Annotated in this window: 22 protein-coding genes; 13 read left to right on the top strand and 9 right to left on the bottom strand. The window is 64.2% G+C overall.

What is annotated here, in order from left to right:
- The first annotated feature begins 13 nt into the window (after positions 1-13).
- From AC3CCE_RS11295 to leuC, 4 genes are all read left to right on the top strand, one after another.
- Positions 14-814 (top strand): transporter substrate-binding domain-containing protein, encoded by an 801-nt coding sequence (locus AC3CCE_RS11295; RefSeq protein ID WP_023687705.1) that lies wholly within the window; start codon positions 14-16, stop codon positions 812-814.
- 169 nt (positions 815-983) lie between these two features.
- Positions 984-1799 carry an amino acid ABC transporter permease gene (locus tag AC3CCE_RS11290; RefSeq protein ID WP_023710216.1) on the top strand — a complete coding sequence of 272 codons (816 nt, stop codon included), beginning with the start codon at positions 984-986 and terminating at the stop codon, positions 1797-1799.
- A 58-nt stretch (positions 1800-1857) separates the two neighbouring features.
- Positions 1858-2493, top strand: coding sequence for a class I SAM-dependent DNA methyltransferase (locus tag AC3CCE_RS11285; RefSeq protein WP_023710215.1), 636 nt, complete (start codon positions 1858-1860; stop codon positions 2491-2493).
- A gap of 278 nt (positions 2494-2771) precedes the next feature.
- Positions 2772-4181, top strand: a complete 1410-nt coding sequence (leuC, locus tag AC3CCE_RS11280; protein WP_023710214.1) for a 3-isopropylmalate dehydratase large subunit — start codon at positions 2772-2774, stop codon at positions 4179-4181.
- Positions 4182-4289: 108 nt separating this feature from the next.
- Here the strand turns inward: leuC and AC3CCE_RS11275 are convergent, their stop codons facing one another.
- On the bottom strand, positions 4290-4601 hold the full coding sequence (locus tag AC3CCE_RS11275; protein ID WP_023670517.1) for a hypothetical protein: 312 nt from the start codon (positions 4599-4601) through the stop codon (positions 4290-4292).
- Positions 4602-4763: 162 nt separating this feature from the next.
- On the opposite strand from AC3CCE_RS11275, the gene AC3CCE_RS11270 reads away from it, so the two are divergent.
- On the top strand, positions 4764-5960 hold the full coding sequence (locus AC3CCE_RS11270; RefSeq protein ID WP_023698369.1) for a GGDEF domain-containing protein: 1197 nt from the start codon (positions 4764-4766) through the stop codon (positions 5958-5960).
- Between the two features lie 37 nt (positions 5961-5997).
- On the opposite strand, the gene AC3CCE_RS11265 is transcribed toward AC3CCE_RS11270, so the two are convergent.
- The gene (locus tag AC3CCE_RS11265) at positions 5998-6369 is read right to left on the bottom strand and encodes a hypothetical protein (RefSeq protein ID WP_023687709.1); all 372 of its coding nucleotides are present in this window, start codon (positions 6367-6369) and stop codon (positions 5998-6000) included.
- A 253-nt stretch (positions 6370-6622) separates the two neighbouring features.
- Here AC3CCE_RS11265 and AC3CCE_RS11260 point away from each other — a divergent pair, with 253 nt between their 5' ends.
- From AC3CCE_RS11260 to AC3CCE_RS11235, 6 genes are all read left to right on the top strand, one after another.
- Positions 6623-7093: a hypothetical protein gene (locus tag AC3CCE_RS11260; protein WP_023687710.1), complete on the top strand. Its 471-nt coding sequence runs from the start codon at positions 6623-6625 to the stop codon at positions 7091-7093.
- Between the two features lie 240 nt (positions 7094-7333).
- Positions 7334-7753, top strand: a complete 420-nt coding sequence (sdhC, locus tag AC3CCE_RS11255; RefSeq protein WP_023683884.1) for a succinate dehydrogenase, cytochrome b556 subunit — start codon at positions 7334-7336, stop codon at positions 7751-7753.
- Positions 7753-8151, top strand: coding sequence for a succinate dehydrogenase, hydrophobic membrane anchor protein (sdhD, locus tag AC3CCE_RS11250; RefSeq protein WP_023710213.1), 399 nt, complete (start codon positions 7753-7755; stop codon positions 8149-8151). The genes sdhC and sdhD overlap by 1 nt, the downstream gene beginning before the upstream one ends.
- 1 nt (position 8152) lies before the next feature.
- Positions 8153-9982 carry a succinate dehydrogenase flavoprotein subunit gene (gene sdhA, locus AC3CCE_RS11245; protein WP_023687711.1) on the top strand — a complete coding sequence of 610 codons (1830 nt, stop codon included), beginning with the start codon at positions 8153-8155 and terminating at the stop codon, positions 9980-9982.
- 40 nt (positions 9983-10022) lie between these two features.
- Entirely contained in the window at positions 10023-10802 is a 780-nt protein-coding gene (locus AC3CCE_RS11240; protein WP_352626032.1) for a succinate dehydrogenase iron-sulfur subunit, read from the top strand.
- 241 nt (positions 10803-11043) lie between these two features.
- A complete protein-coding gene (locus AC3CCE_RS11235) occupies positions 11044-11673 on the top strand; it encodes a YceH family protein (RefSeq protein ID WP_352626031.1) in 630 nt (209 codons plus the stop codon).
- Between the two features lie 209 nt (positions 11674-11882).
- On the opposite strand, the gene AC3CCE_RS11230 is transcribed toward AC3CCE_RS11235, so the two are convergent.
- On the bottom strand, positions 11883-12308 hold the full coding sequence (locus tag AC3CCE_RS11230) for an OsmC family protein (RefSeq protein ID WP_023807689.1): 426 nt from the start codon (positions 12306-12308) through the stop codon (positions 11883-11885).
- Positions 12309-12526: 218 nt separating this feature from the next.
- Here AC3CCE_RS11230 and AC3CCE_RS11225 point away from each other — a divergent pair, with 218 nt between their 5' ends.
- Positions 12527-12742 carry a hypothetical protein gene (locus AC3CCE_RS11225; protein WP_023726056.1) on the top strand — a complete coding sequence of 72 codons (216 nt, stop codon included), beginning with the start codon at positions 12527-12529 and terminating at the stop codon, positions 12740-12742.
- A complete protein-coding gene (locus AC3CCE_RS11220; RefSeq protein ID WP_023670506.1) occupies positions 12739-13095 on the top strand; it encodes a YciI family protein in 357 nt (118 codons plus the stop codon). The genes AC3CCE_RS11225 and AC3CCE_RS11220 overlap by 4 nt, the downstream gene beginning before the upstream one ends.
- A gap of 24 nt (positions 13096-13119) precedes the next feature.
- On the opposite strand, the gene AC3CCE_RS11215 is transcribed toward AC3CCE_RS11220, so the two are convergent.
- The 6 genes from AC3CCE_RS11215 to AC3CCE_RS11190 form a co-directional block, all read right to left on the bottom strand.
- Positions 13120-14727 carry a GMC family oxidoreductase gene (locus tag AC3CCE_RS11215; protein ID WP_352597655.1) on the bottom strand — a complete coding sequence of 536 codons (1608 nt, stop codon included), beginning with the start codon at positions 14725-14727 and terminating at the stop codon, positions 13120-13122.
- Positions 14724-16262 (bottom strand): FGGY-family carbohydrate kinase, encoded by a 1539-nt coding sequence (locus tag AC3CCE_RS11210; protein ID WP_352626030.1) that lies wholly within the window; start codon positions 16260-16262, stop codon positions 14724-14726. The genes AC3CCE_RS11215 and AC3CCE_RS11210 overlap by 4 nt, the downstream gene beginning before the upstream one ends.
- Entirely contained in the window at positions 16255-17097 is an 843-nt protein-coding gene (locus tag AC3CCE_RS11205; RefSeq protein WP_352520771.1) for a class I fructose-bisphosphate aldolase, read from the bottom strand. The genes AC3CCE_RS11210 and AC3CCE_RS11205 overlap by 8 nt, the downstream gene beginning before the upstream one ends.
- Positions 17009-18817, bottom strand: a complete 1809-nt coding sequence (locus AC3CCE_RS11200; RefSeq protein WP_352626029.1) for a glycerol-3-phosphate dehydrogenase/oxidase — start codon at positions 18815-18817, stop codon at positions 17009-17011. Before AC3CCE_RS11200 ends, AC3CCE_RS11205 begins: the two co-directional genes overlap by 89 nt.
- 77 nt (positions 18818-18894) lie before the next feature.
- Positions 18895-19890 carry an aldo/keto reductase gene (locus AC3CCE_RS11195; protein WP_352512781.1) on the bottom strand — a complete coding sequence of 332 codons (996 nt, stop codon included), beginning with the start codon at positions 19888-19890 and terminating at the stop codon, positions 18895-18897.
- The gene (locus tag AC3CCE_RS11190) at positions 19880-20860 is read right to left on the bottom strand and encodes a sugar-binding transcriptional regulator (RefSeq protein WP_023742132.1); all 981 of its coding nucleotides are present in this window, start codon (positions 20858-20860) and stop codon (positions 19880-19882) included. Before AC3CCE_RS11190 ends, AC3CCE_RS11195 begins: the two co-directional genes overlap by 11 nt.

The raw sequence follows: 20860 nt of genomic DNA, 5'->3' as shown, positions 1-20860 counted from the left end.
CCTGGAGCGTGTCATGACCAAATCGAAGCTGCTGCTGGCCGCCCTCGCGGCCTGTTTCCTCGCGCCCGTCGCTGCATGGGCGGCCGATGCGCTGCCCGATCTCGGCGGCAAGAAGGTCGTGGTGGTGACGGAAAACGCCTATCCGCCGTTGCAGTTCATCGACGCCAAGACCGGCAAGCAGATCGGCTGGGAGTATGACGCGATGGACGAAATCGCCAAGCGGCTGAACTTCAAGGTGGAGTACCAGAACACCTCCTGGGACGCGATGATCCAGGCGGTTTCCGACAACCAGTACAACATTGGCATGACCGGCATCACCATCAAGGACGACCGAAAGGAGAAGGTCGATTTCTCCGACCCCTATATGCGTTCGGAGCAGTTCATGCTGGTGCGCGCCGATGAAAGCCGCTTCACCGACGCCAAGACCTTCGCCGCCTTCAAGGACGGGTTGATCGGCGCGCAGGCCGGAACGACGCCGTTCTACACCGCCGTCTACAGCGTGCTCGACGGCAATGAGCAGAACCCGCGCATCAAGCAGTTCGAGACCTTCGGCGCTTCGGTGCAGGCACTGAAATCCGGCGACGTCGATGTCGTCCTGACCGACGGCACCGCCGGCAAAGGCTATGTCGATGCCTCCGGCGGCAAGCTCAAGCTGATCGGCGGCCCGCTCGGCACCGAGGATTTTGGCTTCATCTTCCCGAAGGGCTCGGACCTGGTGAAGCCGGTCAACGCGGCGATCGCGGCGCTGAAGGCCGACGGCACGATCGAGGCGCTCAACAAGAAGTGGTTTCTCGACTACAAGATGGGGCAGTGATGTCCGACTCCTTACCCTCCCCCTTGTGGGGAGGGTCGATCCGCGAAGCGGAGCGGGGTGGGGGTGCCAGCGCCGGCGCTTTGTCACCACCCCCACCCCGGCTCACCAGCTTTGCGATGCAAAGCTTGTTCGCCGACCCTCCCCACAAGGGGGAGGGTGAAGCGCCCTGATGGCCACGCCCCACGCCTCAACCCCAAAATCCGATTTCCCCTGGTGGCTTGCCGCCGCGATCGCGCTCGCCGTCGTCGCTGCGCTCTCCATTGCCGCCAGCGATCTCTACGCCCAGGTTTTTGCCACCGTCGCCAAAGGCATCGGCATCACCATTCTTGTCACCGTGGTCGCCTTCGCGCTGGCTTCCGCCGTCGGGCTCGGCATTGCGCTGATGGGGTTGTCGGGGTCGCGTTGGCTCAAGCAGATCGCTCGTTTCTATGTCGAGATCATCCGCGGCGTGCCGATCCTGGTGCTGTTGTTCTGGATCGCCTTCGCCGGCGCGCCGGCCTTCGTGGCTGCGTGGAATGCGCTGACCGCGCCGCTGCAAAACGCCGGCTATCTCGGCGAGCTTTTGGTGCGCGACGTGTCGCTGTTGTGGCGTGCGATCATGGCGCTGACCATCGGTTATTCCGCCTTCATCTCCGAGGTCTTCCGCGCCGGCATCCAGTCGGTCGAGAAAGGCCAGATCGAGGCTGCCAAGGCGCTCGGGCTGACGCGCACGCAGCGCTTCCGGCTGATCGTGTTCCCACAGGCGATCCGCACCATCCTGCCGCCGCTCGGCAATGACTTCGTTGCCATGGTCAAGGATTCCTCGCTGGTCTCGGTGCTCGGCGTCGCCGACATCACGCAGATGGGCAAGATCTACGCCGCCGGCTCGTTCCGCTTCTTCGAGACCTATTCGATCGTCGCCTATATCTATCTCATCCTCACCGTCAGCCTGTCGCTGGCGCTGCGGGGGCTGGAGCAACGACTGCGGCGGGCGCAGCAGGAATAGAAGTCCGACGCGGGCACGGCTACGATCGCGGAGGACAGGATTCCGGAGGATGCAGGCGATGACGATCGACAAGGCCAATGCGGCGCTGGGTACCGTCTATTCGGCCGATACGCCGGAAGGGCTGGCCAAGGCCTATGCAGACTGGGCCGCGACCTATGACGGCGAGACCGCTTCGCTCGGCTATCTGCTGCCGTTCCTGATCACCGCCTGGGTGGCGCGCCATGTGAAGGTGGGTGAAGGCCCGCTGCTCGACGCCGGCTGCGGCACCGGCCTGTCAGGCCCGTCATTGAAGGCGCTGGGTTATCACGACATTGCCGGCCTCGACCTCTCCGACGACATGCTGAAGATCGCCGGCAGCCGCAATGCCTATGGCGATCTGAAGCAGGCCATGCTCGGCGGGCCGCTACCCTGGCCGGACGGGCATTTCCGCGCCTTCTTCTCGACTGGCGTGTTCACCATCGGCCATGCGCCGGCGTCCGGCCTGCACGAGCTTGTCCGCATCACCAGGAAAGGCGGCCACGCCATCTTCACCGTGCGCGACCAGGTTTTCGAAAGCGGCGGCTTCCAGGACGTGTTCGACGGGCTGGAACGGGCCGGGAAATGGCAGCCGGTCGAGCAAAGCCCATGGTTCCGCTGCTATGCGATCGCCGAGCCGGATGCGTTGGTAAAGACTTTTGTGTTCGAGGTGCTTTGAGCGCCGCCCTCTTCGCCTTCTCTCACAAGGGGAGAAGCGAAAACACGCCGCAATTGCCGAAAACCGAAAACATTGGTATGAGCCACGCCATGGAAGAGCTTTTTGGCGATCCGGCCTATAAGGGTTTCGTGCTGCAGGACCGAAAACGCCTGCCGTCGCGTTTCTCTTCGCGCATTTCCGGCGCGCTCACCAGCCGACTTACATAAGCCGCTTTCGCCGGGCCGAAGGCTTCGGCGCGTCTGCCCTTCCCCTTTTTGCAAATCGACGGATTTACGCACATGAGCGCACCGCGCACCCTCTACGACAAGATTTTCGACGACCATGTCGTCGATCGCCAGGATGATGGCACCTGTCTGCTCTACATCGACCGCCATCTCGTCCATGAAGTGACCAGCCCGCAGGCCTTCGAAGGTCTGCGCATGACCGGCAGAAAAGTCCGGCATCCGGAAAAGACGCTGGCCGTGGTCGATCATAATGTCTCGACCTCGCCGGAGCGCAAATTCGGCATCAAGAACGAGGAAAGCCGCATCCAGGTCGAGGCGCTGGCCAGGAACGCTAGGGATTTCGGCGTCGAATATTATTCCGAGAACGATATCCGCCAGGGCATCGTCCACATCATCGGGCCGGAGCAGGGCTTCACGCTGCCTGGCATGACGATCGTCTGCGGCGACAGCCACACCTCGACGCATGGCGCCTTCGGCGCATTGGCGCATGGCATCGGCACCTCCGAGGTCGAGCATGTGCTGGCGACGCAGACGCTGATCCAACGCAAGGCCAAGAACATGCTGGTGCGCGTCGATGGCCAGTTGCCGGAAGGCGTCACCGCCAAGGACATTATCCTCGCCATCGTCGGCGAGATCGGCACCGCCGGCGGCACCGGCTATGTCATCGAATATGCCGGCGAGGCGATCCGCGCGCTGTCGATGGAAGGCCGCATGACGATCTGCAACATGTCGATCGAGGGCGGCGCGCGCGCCGGCCTGATCGCGGCCGACGAAACCACCTTCGCCTATGTCAAGGGCAAGCCGCGCGCGCCGAAGGGCGCGTCGTGGGACGCCGCGCTCGAATACTGGAAGACGCTGCAGTCCGACGAGGGCGCGCATTTCGACAAGGTGATCGTGCTCGACGCGGCCAAGCTGCCGCCGATCGTCTCCTGGGGTTCCTCGCCCGAGGACGTCGTTTCGGTGCAGGGCGTCGTTCCCAATCCGGAAGAGATCACGGACGAGAACAAGCGGACGTCAAAGATCCGCGCGCTCGACTATATGGGGCTGACGCCGGGCACGAAGATCACCGACATCACGCTCGACCGCGTCTTCATCGGCTCCTGCACCAATGGCCGCATCGAGGATCTGCGTGCGGTGGCCAAGGTGGTCGAAGGCAAGACGGTGAGTGCGCATGTCGATGCGATGATCGTGCCGGGCTCCGGTCTGGTCAAGGAACAGGCGGAGGCCGAGGGTCTCGACAAGATCTTCATTGCCGCCGGTTTCGACTGGCGCGAGCCGGGCTGCTCGATGTGCCTGGCCATGAACGACGACCGGCTGAAGCCGCATGAGCGCTGCGCCTCGACCTCGAACCGCAATTTCGAAGGCCGGCAGGGCTTCAAGGGCCGCACCCATCTGGTATCGCCGGCCATGGCGGCGGCGGCGGCGATCGCCGGCCATTTCGTCGACATCCGCGACTGGAAATAGCGCAGACTGGTTCAAGCCTGATCTGAGCGTATGCAAAACCCCGAACGGCAACACCGTTCGGGGTTTTGTTTAAAGCGCGCCGCTCTAAGACCCTTGGGGTATTATGCCCTAGCCGGCACGCCGGATGATTTCATGAAATTCCTCCCGGCTGCCGGGTTCGTCGGCCGCGACCACCAGCGCCAGTTCGCGCTCGTCGAAGATCTTGAACCACTCGTCCCATTCGACCAGCTCGTAGCCGCCTGCGTTGACCGGGCGTTCAGGCTGATCCTGGTCCTGATAGGCGTGCTGGCCGAAGACGAGCCTCAGCAACGGCTGCGTTCCGGTTTCGGGCGATACATCGACGATCGCCGGAAATCCGGCGCGCCCTGCGGCCCATGAGCGAATTGCTTCGTGATCGGTCAGCGTGATCGTGTCGGCCATGAACAACTTCTCCTTGATTGCTGTCAGGAAACGCCGGCCTCAGGTCCCGGTTCCGTGCACCAGCTTCATGAGTGGCGACTTGCATATTCGTCCCGGCTTAACCGCTTGTTGGGGCTTGCGCTCTAAGGTCTTCCCGGACGTCAAGCGGGAAGTCACCGTCCTTTGGACACCGGCCTGTTCATAGCGCTGCTCAATCCGACGATCGCGCTGGCGCTCGGCGCGGCGTTCCTCGTGCTATGGTTCTATCAGCGCCACCGGCCCTATCTGGCTGTGCTCGGCACGAGCTATTGCGTGTCCGCGCCCGGCTTCCTGCTGCAGTATTTCACGCTGCCCGGCGGCATGGTGCTGACCAAGCTGGTCTCCAACCTCTGCTTCACGCTCGCCGCCTGCTGCCTCGTCGGTGCGATCATCTCGCGCTACGGCAGGCGCGTGCCCTATATCGCGATCGGCATTCTGGCGGGTGGCGGGATGGTCGCATTCTGCTGGTTCCTGTTCGTCCAGCCGGACTTAACTTGGCGCATCCTGTCGATCAATTTCGGCTTTGGCGGCCTCAGCCTGCTGGTCGCCGCCGAGCTGCGCGCCGTGCGCAAGAACGGCCCGACGGAAAAAATCCTGTTCGTACTGTCGCTGCTGTCCGGGCTGAACTTCATCGGCCGCACGCTGCTCGTCGTCATCTCGCACGGGCCGTTCACCAGCTATGACGGGTTTTATGGCTCGTCCTACTGGACGACGGCGCTTTTGACGCACGCGTTGCTGTCGTTGCTGATCGCGCTCTGCCTGTTCTCGGCAGCTGCGCTCGACGTGATGAAGGCGCTGAAGACCGAGACGCACACCGATCCGCTGTCTGGCCTGCTCAACCGCAGGGGTTTCGAGGAGCGCGCCTTGCTGGTGCTGCAGCATTGCGCTGTTACCAAGGTGCCGGTCGCGCTGGTGCTGGCCGATCTCGATCACTTCAAGGCGCTCAACGACAAATACGGACATGCCGCGGGCGACCAGGTGATCGCCGACTTCGCCGCCAAGCTTCGCGCGGCCGCCGGCACGCGTGCGGTTGCCGGCCGCATCGGCGGCGAGGAGTTCGCCGTGCTTCTGTCGCTGAGCGATCTTGCCACGGCGCGGCTGTTTGCCGAAGCCGTGCGCACGCACTATTCGGCCGGCAGTGTCGACGGGTTGCCGCCGGGCACCAGGGTGACCGCGAGCTTCGGCGTCGCGGCGCGCACCGGCGACGAAGGGCTGGAGCCGCTGATGCGGCGCGCCGACGAAGCGCTCTACAAGGCCAAGAAGAACGGCCGCGACAGTGTGCGATTGTCCTATGAGCGGGCGGAAACGGTGTTCATCCCGGATACAGGCAGCGTCGGTTAGCGTCTCGCTTAAACGGCCTCTCGGCCGTGCCGGATCATCAGCGGCAAGGGCTGAGGTTGGGCATTTCGCCATCGGAGAGGCCGTACATATAGGAGCGGCCCTTCACGAACACCGGCGGCTGGTAGCAGCCACGCCTGGAGATGTGATCCGCCTCGTCTTCATAAAGGACTTCCGGTTCCGCTTCCGGCTGCCCGGCGCTGGTGTAGTCGGACAATTTCTTGGCCAGCCTGCCTTGGCCGACAATGATGCGCTTGTAGCCGGCGGCGCTGTCGATGACGAGATTGCCCAGGGAATCGGCATAGACGCGGTCATGATGGCGCGACCAGGCCATTGCCGGGGCGGCGAAGCCGAGACTGGCTGTCGCCAGCACAAGCGCCGCAAGGCGCGCTCTTCCTGAATTCGAAAGCATGGTGTCCTCTCTGCTGTGGACCCGATCGAATCGGAAATTAACCTTTTCTTAACCTTTGTTAAGAGGGCAGGCGCATCCGGCGGCGATCTCTCGCCAAACATGGTTAATATCCGACGGGATGGAAAACCCGGGCGTCATCATTCGGCCATGCTTGCCCGCACCATCGGCCGCGACGCACACAACTACGCTGACGTCGGGTGAGCTTGATCTTGGTGGAACATCGCGGCTAGTTAGCCGCGCAGGAGGACAGCATATGGCGTTACGCCGGACGTTTCGGGTGACGCTGTTGTCGATCCCTTTGCTGACTGCCGCAGCCTGCGTGCCGCAGAACGGCGCGCCGACGGCGGTGAATACCGTACCACCCACTGTCGCGCCCGCGCCGGCTCAGCAGTCCGCCGCACCTGTGGCGCCCCCGGCTTCCGCAACGGCTCCGACAGCACCTGCCGCACCTTCAGCCAAGATCGTCACCGATCTTACCGCGCCGCGGTCTGCTGTCGGCACGGCAACTTACAGATGCGGCAATGGCGGCATGATCACCATCCAGAACCTCGGCACGGCGTTGCGTGTTGTCAGGCCCGACGGCACGACCGAGGAGTTTGCCGCATCACCCGCCAACCAGTCCAGCCGCTACCAGGAAGCCGCGTCGCATGACGCAATCGTGATCGACGCGCGCGAGGCGCTGGTGATGAAGAGGGGCTCGACACCACAGACCTGCAAACGATAGCCTGGCGTCGATTGCAAAGGAAATGCCGCACTGCAGCGAACGGTGCGCCGGCTTTCGACGGTGGCCAAATCGATTGAAGCGAAACAGCGGCCTTTTGTCAGACTAAATGACGTTTTCAAAACGATTTTCCGGCTTTGACGCGGTGCAAAAAGAGCATTAGAAACCGGCTGTCTGAAGTCATATATCGAGGCGGTAAGTGCCGCTTTCCACCGCGGCTCCGGACATCGAACTGGGGCAGCCATGAGCAAATCACCAGCCACCCGAACCGCCAGACGTGAACGGCCGCTCTCGCCGCACCTGACGATTTACCGCCCACCGATCACCATGACGATGTCGATCATTCACCGCATCACTGGCGGGGCGCTGTATTTCGGCACGCTGCTGGTCGCCGCGTGGCTGATGGCGGCGGCGAGTTCGCAAGGCGCTTTCGATTGGATCAACTGGGCCTTCGGCACCTGGCTCGGCCGGCTCATCCTGTTCGGCTACACCTGGGCGCTGATGCACCACATGCTGGGCGGCGTGCGCCATCTCGTCTGGGACACCGGCGCCGGGCTGGAGAAACACACGGCATCGAAGATCGCCTGGGCGACGCTCGCCGGTTCCATCCTGCTCACGCTGCTGATCTGGGTCGCCGGCTACATGGCGCGGGGAACCTTGTGATGAGCGGCACGAACAACAACGATATGCGCACGCCGCTGGCCAAGGTCCGCGGTCTGGGCTCGGCCCGCGAAGGCACCGGGCATTTCTGGCGACAGCGGCTGACGGCCTTTGCCAACATCCCGCTGATACTGTTCTTCGTCGGGTTCCTGATCGCGCTCAATGGCGCCGGCTTCGCCGAGGTGCGGGCGGCGCTCGCCAGTCCGTTCGTGGCGCTGGTGTTGGCGCTGGTGCTCGTTTCCGGTCTCACCCATATGCGTGTCGGCATGCAGGTCATTATCGAGGATTACGTGCATGCCGAAGGCATGAAGCTGGCGCTGATCGCACTCAGCACGTTTTTCACCATAGCGGTCGGCGTCGCCTCGATCTTCGCCCTGCTCAAACTGGCATTCGGAGGCTGATTTGGCCAAGGACGCGAAATCGGCCACCGGCTATACCTTTGTCGACCACAAGTTCGACGTGGTGGTCGTCGGCGCCGGCGGCGCCGGCCTGCGCGCCACGCTCGGCATGGCCGAGCAGGGCCTGCGCACGGCCTGCATCACCAAAGTGTTCCCGACCCGCTCGCACACGGTGGCGGCACAAGGCGGCATTGCCGCGTCGCTGTCCAACATGGGTCCGGACTCCTGGCAGTGGCACATGTACGACACCGTCAAGGGTTCGGACTGGCTGGGCGACGTCGACGCCATGGAATATCTGGTGCGCGAGGCACCGGCGGCGGTCTACGAGCTCGAGCATTACGGCGTGCCGTTCTCGCGCACCGAAGAGGGCAAGATCTACCAGCGGCCGTTCGGCGGCCACATGATGAATTATGGCGACGGCCCGCCGGTGCAGCGCACCTGTGCCGCCGCCGACCGCACCGGTCACGCCATCCTGCACACGCTCTACGGCCAGTCGCTGAAGAACAATGCGCAGTTCTTCATTGAGTATTTTGCGCTCGACCTGATCATGGAACCGGACGGCACCTGCACCGGCGTCGTCGCCTGGAACCTCGACGACGGCACCATCCATCGCTTCTCCGCCAAGATGGTGGTGCTGGCGACCGGCGGATATGGCCGCGCCTATTTCTCGGCGACGTCGGCGCACACCTGTACAGGCGACGGCGGCGGCATGGCGGCACGGGCGGGCTTCCCGCTGCAGGACATGGAGTTCGTGCAGTTCCATCCGACAGGCATATACGGCGCCGGCTGCCTGATCACCGAAGGCGCGCGCGGCGAGGGCGGCTATCTCGTCAATTCCGAGGGCGAGCGCTTCATGGAACGCTACGCGCCGTCGGCCAAGGACCTGGCCTCGCGCGACGTCGTCTCGCGTTGCATGACGCTGGAGATCCGCGAAGGCCGCGGGGTCGGCAAGAACAAGGACCATATCTTCCTGCATCTCGACCATCTCGATCCGGCCGTGCTGCATGAGCGGCTGCCGGGCATTTCGGAATCGGCCAGGATTTTCGCCGGCGTCGACCTGACCAAGGAGCCGATCCCCGTGCTGCCGACGGTGCACTACAATATGGGCGGCGTGCCGACCAATTACTGGGGCGAGGTGCTGAACCCGACTGTCGAGAATCCTGACCGGGTGTCACCCGGGCTGATGGCGGTCGGCGAGGCCGGCTGTGCCTCCGTGCACGGCGCCAACCGGCTGGGCTCGAACTCGCTGATCGATCTGGTGGTGTTCGGCCGCGCCGCCGCAATCCGCGCCGGCCAGGTCATCGACCGTAATTCGGCGATCCCTTCGCCCAACGAAGCCTCGGTCGAAAACATCATGGACCGCTTCGACCGGCTGCGCCACGCCAATGGCTCGACGCCAACCGCTGTTCTGCGTGAGAAAATGCAGAAGGCGATGCAGGAAGACGCCGCCGTGTTCCGCACACAGGAGTCGCTCGAAAACGGCTGCAAGCGCATTTCGCAGATATGGACCGAGCTCAAGGACCTGAAAGTCTCCGACCGCTCGATGATCTGGAATTCCGACCTGGTCGAGACGCTGGAGCTGGAAAATCTGATGGCCAACGCCATCACCACGGTCTACGGCGCCGAGGCGCGCAAGGAGAGCCGCGGCGCGCATGCGCGCGAAGATTTTTCGGCCCGCGACGACATTATCTGGCGCAAGCATACGCTGGCCCGGCTAAGCGAGGACGGCCAGGTGAGCCTCAGCTATCGTCCCGTGCACACCGAGCCGCTGGTGGCGGAAAAGGACGGCGGCATCAGCCTTGCCAAGATCGCGCCGAAGGCCAGGGTGTACTGACCATGGTGCCGAAGCCCGTCATCCGAAAGGACCAGAGGTAATGGTCGAACTCACGCTTCCCAAGAACTCCAAGGTGCAGCCGGGCAAGACCTGGCCGAAGCCGGAGGGCGCCACCAACCTGCGGGAATACCGCATCTACCGCTGGTCGCCCGACGATGACGAGAACCCGCGCATCGACACCTATTTCGTCGACATGGACGATTGCGGGCCGATGGTGCTCGATGCGCTGCTCTGGATCAAGAACAAGATCGACCCGACGCTGGCGTTGCGCCGCTCCTGCCGCGAAGGCATTTGCGGCTCCTGCGCCATGAACATCGATGGCTCCAACACGCTGGCCTGCACCAAGGGCTGCGACGACATTTCCGGCGCCGTCAAAGTCTACCCGCTGCCGCATATGCAGGTGGTCAAGGATCTGGTGCCCGACCTCACCAATTTCTACGCCCAGCACGCCTCGATCCAGCCATGGCTGAAGACAGCGTCGCCAGAGCCGGCCAAGGAATGGCTGCAGAGCCATGAGGACCGCGAAAAGCTCGACGGGCTCTACGAGTGCATCCTATGCGCCTGCTGCTCGACCTCGTGCCCGAGCTATTGGTGGAACGGCGACCGCTATCTCGGCCCGGCGACGCTGCTGCAGGCCTATCGCTGGCTGATCGACAGCCGCGACGAAGCCACGGGCGAACGGCTCGACGATCTCGAAGACCCGTTCCGGCTCTACCGCTGCCACACCATCATGAACTGCGCCCAGACCTGCCCGAAGGGGCTCAACCCGGCCAAGGCGATTGCCGAGATCAAGAAGATGATGGTGGAGCGGCGGGTTTAGTTGAGGCGAGTTCGCTCGCGGCAATCTCGAACGCGGCGATCCTTCGCGCGCCCCTCTGTCCTGCCGGACATCTCCCCCACGGGTGGGGAGATTGGCCGTCATCGCGGCTTTCGCCAATCTCCAAGGTTGAAGGATGGCGCGCTGTCGGCGAAGCTGCCGATCTCCCCCCGCGTGGGGAGATATCCGGTAGGACAGAGAGGTGGGCGCTGTCTCGCCGGCGCTAGAAAGGATACTCAACCCAATGAGCGAAGAGCTTCCAATCCTTAATCCGGTCGAAGTCCGTGTGCTCGGCTGCCTGATCGAGAAGAAGGAGCTGACGCCGGATGTCTATCCGCTGACGCTGAATGCAGCACTTGCAGCCGCCAACCAGAAGACGGCGCGCGAGCCTGTGATGGCGCTCGAGCCGACAGAGGTGCATCGGACGCTGAAGCTGCTCGAGCAGAAGGGGCTGGTGCGTCAGATGTTCGGCTCGCGCGTCGAGCGCTATGGGCATCAGATGGCGCAGCGCTTCTCGCTGACGACGCCGCAGACTGCGGTGATCGGCCTGCTTTTGCTGCGCGGGCCGCAGACGGCGCATGAGTTGCTGGCGCGAGCTGAGCGCATGGCGCGGTTCTCGTCGATCGAAGACCTGCGCGCTGAACTCGACATGCTGATCGGCCGCCGACCGCCGCTCGTCCAGGAAATACCGCGCGGGCCGGGGCAGCGCGAGGACCGTTTTGTGCATCTGCTCGCAGGACCGGTGGACGTCGCGGCGTTATCGGTGCAGCGGAGCGCGCCGGCCTTGCCTGCTTCCGACCTGGAAGCGAGATTGGAGGCTCTGGAGCAGGAAGTCGCAGCCCTTCGCGCCCGGCTTGATGCGCTGGGCGCCTAATAGTTATCCGAGACGTTGGTGGGACAGCACCCCCCTCTGGCCTGCCGGCCATCTCCCCCTCAAGTGGGGAGATCAGATGTCACGCCGGCCTTCGCCAATCACGAACGTCGAAAGAAAGTGCCAGCTACCGAGCTTCCAATCTCCCCGGGAGATGCCCGGCAGGGCAGAGGGGGGCGCGAAGAATCGCTACCCCGGGCAAAATCGGCGGATCACCCCAGCTTCGCGTCGAGCGACACTGCGATGGCCCCCAGCGCCTTCGAAACCGGGCACTCCGCCTTGGCCTTCTCGGCCAGTTCCTTGAACTTCGCCGCATCAATGCCCGGCACCTTGCCGATCAGGGTGATGGCGCTGCCGGTGATGCCGGTGCCGGGCACCAGCGTCACCACCGCCTTGGCGTCGAGCTCGGTGGCGGGCGTGCCGTTCTCGGCCAGGAAATGCGACAGCTGCATGGCGTAGCAGCCGGCGTGTGCCGCCGCGATCAACTCTTCGGGATTGGTGCCGGATTTGCCGCTCTCGTCCTCGAAGCGAGCCTTGAACGAATAGGGCGTGCCCTTCAAGGTGCCGCTCTGGCTGTCGAGCGTGCCCGTGCCCTCCTTCAGATTGCCTTTCCAGACGGCGTTTGCGGTGCGGTCCATAAGATTCTCCTTGATTACAGTGACAGCGCCGGCCACGCGGCGTTCCCTCCAACTATAGCGCGGCGGCAGGGGAAGACCACCGCGCTGTTTCGGCCGGATGCGACGCCGGCGAGCCCTGCAAATCTTTTCTGAAAATGTGCGTGCAAAAATGTCGACTTGCATCGGCGCCGGCCGTCCTGCGAGCGTCCACGGATTCTCGTGGCGGATGGAGATCCAAGATGAACAATCTGTTTTCTGCCCATTGGAACGACGCCGACAAAAGCGCGCGTCTACGCGAGATCGAGTGCTCGCGATCTTCCGGCTTCGGCCGGCTGCTTGCTGCGGTCGCCGTCATCGGCATTGCGGTCTGCGTGCTCGACCACGCTGCTGCCGGCAAGGATGCCGCCGGCACCGTGATCGCCTATGGGTCGTCACAGCAAGGGAGCTGGAAATGAAATATGTCTGTCTGGTCTACGGCGAGGAAAAGGACCTCCATGCCATGACGCCGGAGCGTCTGGCCAAGCTCGACGCCGATTCGATGGCCTATGACCGGTCATTGGACCAGCAAGGCAAGCTGATCATCGCGCAGGCGCTGCAATCGGTGAAGACGTCGAAGACGGTGCGGCGGCGCCAAGGCAAGCGGCTGATCACTGACGGTCCGTTTGCCGAAACCAAGGAGCAGTTGCTTGGTTTCGTCATGATCGAAGCCGACACTCTCGAACAGGCGCTGGAGATCGCCGGCAAAATTCCGCTGGCCGAAATCGGCACCGTCGAAGTCAGGGCGATCTACGACGTGCCGGGGTCTTAAACTAGCCCCCGCTCCCCCACACATCTATGCGGGCCGGCGGATCATATCCGCCGCCTTCTCGGCGATCATCACCACTGGCGAGGCGGTGTTGCCGGAGACGATGCGCGGCATGATCGAGGCGTCGACGACGCGCAGGCCCTCGACACCGGTCACGCGCAGGTCCGGGCTGACGACGGCGCGGCCGTCGACACCCATCCTACAGGTGCCGACCGGGTGGAAGATGGTCGTCGCGATCGAGCCGATCTGGTGCAGCAGGTCCTCGTCCGACTGGTGGGCGAGACCAGGCAGGATTTCTTCCGGATGGAAGCCGGCAAGAGCCTTGGCGGTCATGATGCTGCGCGCCTGGCGCACCGAACGCAGCGCGATCTCGCGGTCGCGCGCCGTAGAGAGGTAGTTCAGCCGGATCTCCGGCTGCACGGCCAGCTCGCGCGTCGTAGCGTGCACCGAGCCGACGCTCTCGGGCCGCAGATTGCAGACCGACATGGTGATTGCCGGGAACGGGTGCAGCGGGTCGCCCAGCCGGTCGGTAGACAAGGGCTGGACGTGGTACTCCAGGTCCGGCGTCGCCATCGACGGATCGGATTTCGAGAACATGCCGAACTGGCTCGGCGCCATCGACATCGGTCCCGAGCGGCCAAAGGCATATTGCAGCGCGATCTTCGCCTTGCCGCTCAGGCTGTTGGCTAGCGTGTTGAGCGTCAGCGCCGACGACACTTTGTAGACAGTGCGGATCTGCAGATGGTCCTGAAGGTTCTCGCCGACATCGGGGCTGGCGTGAACCACATCGATGCCGAGCGCGGCGAGGCGATCCGGCTCGCCGACCCCGGAAAGCTCCAGCAGTTTCGGCGTGTTGATCGAGCCGGCGGTCAGCAGCACCTCGCTCCTGGCCTTTGCCTCGATGGTTTGGCCGCCGACGCGATAACAAACGCCGATAGCACGCTTGCCCTCGAACAACACCGTCTCGACATGGGCGTTGACGACCAGCCTGAGGTTCGGCCGTCGCAGCGCCGGGCGCAAGAATGCCTTGGCTGTGTTCCAGCGCACGCCCTTGCTCTGGTTGACTTCGAAGAAGCCGGACCCCTCATTGTCGCCGTCGTTAAAATCCTCGCGCGGCATGATGCCGAATTCCTTGGCCGCCTCCTGCACGGTGTTCAGGATCGGCCAGGACAGGCGTTGCCGCGCCACTTTCCATTCGCCGCGGGAGCCATGCAGCTCGGTCTTGCCGCCATGATGGTCCTCGGATTTGAGGAAATAGGGCAGCACATCGTCCCAGCCCCAGCCGACATTGCCCATCTGCCGCCAGCCATCGTAGTCCGCCGCCTGGCCGCGCATGTAGATCATGCCGTTGACCGAGGTGCAGCCGCCCAGCACCTTGCCGCGGGGATAGACCAGCGAGCGGCCGTTCAGGCCGGCTTCGGGGGCAGTCTTCATCATCCAGTCGGTGCGCGGATTGCCGATGCAATAGAGATAGCCGACCGGGATATGCACCCAGTGATAATTGTCGCTGCCGCCGGCCTCGAGCAGCAGCACGCGCGTCGCCGGGTTTTCGCTCAGGCGATTGGCCAGCACGCAGCCGGCGGTGCCTGCGCCGACAATGATGTAGTCGTAGTCGCCATCGAGCCGTTGGGTCATTGCGGTGGTTTACTCGGCGGTGTTCTACTCGGTTCTGCCGCCTGTTCGGCCCAGAACGATCGCAGCGTATCGGCAAGGCCGCAATAGGCGCGATAACGCCTGTTGTAATGGTCCTGCATGGCCGGGTTCGGACGGTAGGCGGCGCTTGACCGGGTCATGGCGTCAACGCCGGCCTCGTAGTCGGCGAACAGGCCGGCCGCGACCCCGGCGCCGATTGCCGCGCCAAGCGCGCCGGTCTCGCGCGCTTCGGGGACGGTGATCGGCACGCCAAGCCCGTCGGCGAAGATCTGCGGCCAGTGTTCGCTGCGCGAGCCGCCGCCGGATAGCACGGCTCTGTCGAAGCCGACGCCGGCTTTTTTCAAGACTTCGATGTGGCGCCGGTGCTCGAACATCACGCCCTCGAACAGCGCGCGCAGCATATGGCCTTCCCTATGCCAACCGGCGAGGCCGTAGAAGCCGGCGCGGAACTCCGCCCCTTGTCCCGACCCGTAGAGAAACGGGTGGAACATCGGATCGTCCCAGGTTGGCGTCACCGCGCCGACAGCCGCGTTGCAGTGGCCGAACGGATCGTCATAATGGGCACCGCGCTCGACGAGTTCGCGTACATACCATTCGAGATTGGCGGCCGATGTAGCGCTGGATTCGATGTTGACGAAACGGCCGGGACCGAAGCGCGCCACCATGAAAACATCTGGGTCGGCAACCGGCGCGATGGAGAAGACCTGATTGACGGACCATGTGCCGGCGATGATCGAGGCTTCGCCGGGACGCACGACGCCGGCTCCCATGGCGCTGGCGACGACGTCGAAATAGCCGGCGATGACCGGCGTGCCTTCAACCAGTCCGGTCTCTTCAGCCGCTTGCGCGGTGACCGCGCCAGCAATGTCGGCGCTGTCGAGCAGCCGAGGCAGTTTGGCCTGTGCATCCTCGATGCCGTAGAGCGCGAGAAGCTCGGAATCATAGACGCCTTCGGGCATGCGGACGAGGCCGCAACCGGACATGTCGGAGACATCGCTGACCCGCTCGCCCGTCAGGCGGTAGGCGATGAAATCCTTGCACAGCATCGCCGTGCCGGTTGCGGCATAAAGGTCGGGCGCATGCTGCTTGACCCAGGCCAGCAAGGTCGGCGTCTGCGCCGGCCACGGCTTTTGCAGGCAGATCGCGTGCAGCGCTGCGGCGTTGCGCGAGGCCAGCGTCGACGCCATGCCGGCGGCGCGCGTGTCGAGCGACTGGATGCCGATCAGCGGTTCGCCGGCACGGTCGACCAGATAAAGGCCGTTGCCATGGCCGGCGCAGCCGACGGCGGCGATCTCGCGGGCATCGATGCCGGCCTGCGCGATGCAGGCTCGTATGGCGTCGCGCGCAGCGGCCCACATGCCGCCGAGGTCGCGCTCGACATAGCCCGGCTGCGGCGTGTGCGAACGGCCGGCGACCGCATGCATGGCGAGCTGCCGTCCCGTATGATCGAACAGCACCGCCTTGATGATGGTGTTGCCGGCGTCGAGGCCGAGCAGATAGGCGGCTTGATCAGCCATTGTTGTAGATGTCCCAAGCCTCTTCGCCGCCGGCGTCGTTGTGGATCATCGCCATCAACGCACTCACTACCGCCTTCGGATTGGCATGCTGATAGATGTTGCGGCCATAGACCAGCCCCTTGGCGCCTTGTCTGAGCAGGGCTGACGATTTTGCCAGCACCGTCTTGAGATCATCCTTGCCGCCGCCACGCACCAGCACCGGCACGCGTGCCGCCTCGACGACGCGGTGGAAATCTTCCGCGTGCTCGGTGGGGTCGGCCTTGATGATGTCGGCGCCCATTTCGGCGGCGAGCCGCACCAGCGTCACGATCTTTTCCGCATCGCCGTCGACCTGATAGCCGCCTCTGATATCGTTGGGCAGCATGACCAGCGGCTCGATCATCAAGGGCATGCCGTATCGCTGGCAGGCGGCGCGGACCTTGGCGATGTTTTCGACGCATTGGCGAAACAGCTCCGGCTCGTCGGGCAGCATGAACAGATTGACGACGACGCAGGCCGCATCCATTTCCAGCGCGCCGATGATCGGCTCGTCATGGTTCTGCAGCATCGACCACATCACCCGGTGGCGCTGTGCATTGTAGGGGTTGCCCATGTCGATGCGCATGACCAGCGCCGGCTTGTCCTTGTCCGGCCGCGATTGCAGCAGATCGGCCTGGCCATAGGCGAGCTGCAGCGCATCGGGCCCTGCCGCGATCAGCGTGTCGATGACACGTGGCATGTCCTCCAGGCCGATGAGAAACCCCGGTTCATTGCAGACGCCGTGATCGAGCGCCACGTCGAGGCAATTGCCGTTGGTGAACATCCGGTTCATCCGGGCCTTGGTGCTGACTTTCATGTTCTGCTCCTGGGATCGTGCGTTGGTCGAGCATCTCTTGCGAGACGCCGTGATAGGTGTCGAGTTCGGCGATGAGACTTTTTATCTCCTCGTCGCGGTACGGATCGCTCCAGCCGCGTTCGGCGGCCAGTACATCGGCGATGCGCTCGATTGATACCGTCGAGATGTCGCCGGCAATGGCAAGCGACGTGCGGCGCAAGACAACATCCGAGAGGCAGGTCACGAACTCATGCCGGGCGAGATAGACGATCTCGGCCGTCGTGGTTTCGGTCCTGTCGTCGAGCCTGATATCGTCGGGACGTCCGAGGCAGAACAGGATGATGTCGCGCGCGCCGCTGCCGTAGCGATCGACGAGATACGCGGCGCGGTCGGTGCTGATCGCGAACTCACCGGCGAGATCGGCTGCCATCGATGCCGGATCTGCGGGGAAACCGAGGCCGCCGCCTATCGGCAGCGCCAGCGTGCCGCGAATGCGCTCGCGGCCAAGCTCGGCCAGCACTTCGTCGGCCGCCTGTTCGGCGAAGGCGCGGAAGGTCGTCCACTTGCCGCCGATCATGCAGAACTGCGGGATGTCGCCGGCTATGCGATGCACGGAATGGCCGCGCGATATCCTGCCGGTGAAGGCATGGTCGCTCTTCGGCAGCGGCCGGATGCCGCTATAGGTGAAGACGACGTCGGCGGCACGGACCGGAATGGACGGGAATACCAACCGCGCCGCCGCCAATATGTAGTCGGTCTCGGCCGGTTCGCAGCGCACGCGCCCGGCCTCGCTGACGCGGATGTCCGTCGAGCCGACCAGCACCTTGCCGAGATAGGGAAACATGATGCAGACGCGGCCGTCGGCATTCTCGAAGAAAATCATGTGGCCACTGAGCGCCTGGTACAGCGGCTCATTGTCGAGGATGAGGTGCGAGCCCTTGGTGCCCTCGACCAGGGGCGCCGCGGGCTTTTCGGAGGAGTCGAGCCGGGCGATCGCCGAATCGAGCCAGGCGCCAGTCGCGTTTACGATCGCCTTGGCGGTCACGATGAAACCTTCACCACCCACCGTCTCGGTGAGCTCGAAGGCCGATCCCGCCCGCGCAATCTCGGCGCGGTTCAGCGCGAGGCTGTCGGGCAGCAGGCGTGCGGTATCGAGCAGCAATTCGATGCCGAGCCGTTCGGGGTAGCTGATCCAGGCGTCGTAATAGGTGGCGGAAAAGCGCAGTTTGGGGTCGAGCGCCGGCCATTGCGCGAAGGTCGCCTTGGCGTCGCGGAAATTGTGGCGCGGCAGCACCCGGCGCTTGCGCGTCGTCCAGTCGTAGAGCGCCAAGCCCGCCTTGATCGCCAGCGCGCCGCGGCTGGAAGGCGTTTCCGAAAGCCCGAGAAAGCCTGCCGCGCCGTTCATCAGCCCGGAGAAGACGGAGCGGATCGGAATTGTCGTCGGCAGCGGCCGCACCATATGCGGCGCATTGGCCAGCAGCGCGTCGCGTTCGCGCAGCGATTCCTGCACCAGGCCGAACTCGCCATTCTCGAGATAGCGCAGGCCGCCATGGATCATGCGCGAAGGGGCGGCACTGCAGCCCGAACAGAAATCATTGCGTTCGACTAAGAGCACCCTCAGACCCTGCAGCGCCAGTTCGCGGAAAACGCCGATGCCGTTTATGCCGCCGCCCATGACGACGACATCGAACGCGCCGTTGCGGCGGATCGTGTCGAGGATGACGGTTCTCTGATCAGGCATGGCTTTGCCGGGCAAGGTTGGGCCGTTCTGCCGTCCGGTGGACGGCAGCTCAACTTGGTTCGGGTTACTGGTGGCGGTCAGGCGTCGAGATTGGTCAGATGGCGGCTGGCGGCCTCACTGATCTGGTTGATCTCCTGTCCCGACAATTTGATGCGGCCGGCCTTCGCGTTTTCCCTGGCTTGCTGCGGGCTGCGCGCGCCGCAGAGTGAGAAGGTGATGCCGGGCTGCTGCAGCGTCCAGGCGATGACCACCTGCGCCTCGCTGGCGCCGTGCGCCTCGGCACTCGGCTTGATCGCTTCCATCAGCGCTGCCACCTTGCGGCGGTTGGGCTGCGAGAAGCGCGGATTGTCCTTGCGCTGGTCGTCGCCGGTAAAGACGCGGTCGGGACCGATCTTGCCCGAGAGCAGACCGAGCGCCAGCGACGAATAGCTGAGCACCGACACGTTGTTCCCGGCGCAGAAGGGCAAGAGATCCTGTTCCATGTCACGCGCAACCATGCTGTATTCCTGCTGGACCGCATCGAGCTGGCCGGCCGCGAGATAGGCCTTCACATCGGCGACGCTGACATTGCTGGCGCCGATGGAGCGGATCTTGCCCTGGGTTTTCAGCCGGTCGAGCGCTTCCATCGTTTCAGCGACCGGCGTCGTCGGATCCTGCCAGTGGGTGATGTAGTGGTCGACATGGTCGGTGCCGAGGCGACGCAGGCTCTGCTCGACTTCGTAGACGACAGAGTCAGCGCCGAGATAGCGATGTACCGGCGCGCCGTCATAGTCGAAGAAGCGATTGCCCTTTTTCGCGTGCCAGATCAGCCCAAGCTTGGTGGCGAGCACGACCTTGTCGCGGCGGCCCTTGATCGCCTTGCCGACGATTTCCTCGGACAGCCCCTTGCCGTAGGCCGGCGCGGTGTCGATCAGCGAAACGCCTTCATCGATCGAGGCGCGGATGGTGTCGATGGATTGCGCCTCGTCGGTGCCGCCCCACATCCAGCCGCCAATGGCCCAGGTGCCAAGGCCAATCGCGGAGGCGGATATTCCCGACGCGCCAATGGTGCGCGTCAACATTTCAGGCGACATTGCGTATGCTCCCCGCATTGCTCAGGACTGCATTGGCCGTCTCTTCGTCGACGACCAGTGATTTGAGATAGTTGCCGCGAAGCGCGGCACGGATCGGCCAGATCTTTTCGGCGCCGCTGGCCACCCCCATCACCGACCGGCAGCGGCCAAGTTCCGAAGGCGCCAGCGCCACCAGGCGGTCATTGGGCGGGTAGTCGGCCAGCGTGCCGTCGTCGCGGATCAGATGCGCAAGGAACTCGCCGACCGCGCCGCTGGCGGCGAGTTTTTCGCGGTCGGGATCGAGGCCTGGGTGGAGGTCGTAGTAGCTCGATCCCGGCGTCTGAATCGACCCGACGCCGACCAGCGCGATCGCCGCCTTGCGCGCCAGGTCGAAGATCTCGCGCACCGAGGCCATGTCCAGCAGGAGATCGCGCTGCTCGCGGCTTTCGGCAAAGAGTGGCGCATGCAAGAGCATGCTGGTGCCGCCGAGGCGTTCGGCCAGCCGCGTCGCCAGATGGTTGACGTCGGTATAGTGCTTGCCCTGGACGCCGCCGGTCAGCGGCACGACGGTGACGTCGAAGGCGCGCTCGGGCTGCAGGTTTTCGACCAGCGCGCTGATCGCCTTGCCGCCGGTAATGGCGATGACGTCGCCGTCGCGCAAGGTCTCGAGCAACTGGTTGGCCGCCGCGCGCCCCACCTGCTGCAGCGTGCTGTCGGGACTGCCGGCCACGGTCGGCGTCACGATCGCGGCTGCCAGTTGCGCGACCTCGATCAGCTGCTTTTCGATGTCGACAAGGCGCTGGAACGGGCTCTCGACCGCGATCCTCAGCATGCCGAGCTTGCGCCCTTGCGCGATCAGCCGATTGACTTTCGACGCCGAAAGGTTGAGCGCCGCCGCAATGTCGTTCTGCTTCATGCCGTCGACGAAGTGCAGCACCAGAACGGTGTGGATCTGCCGGATCGCCTCGAAATCTTCCCTGCCGTCCGCCAT

The organism is Mesorhizobium sp. P160187, from assembly GCF_057766425.1.
The sequence above is the reverse complement of the archived record's forward strand: the minus strand, read 5'-3'. Positions and strand labels throughout refer to the sequence as shown.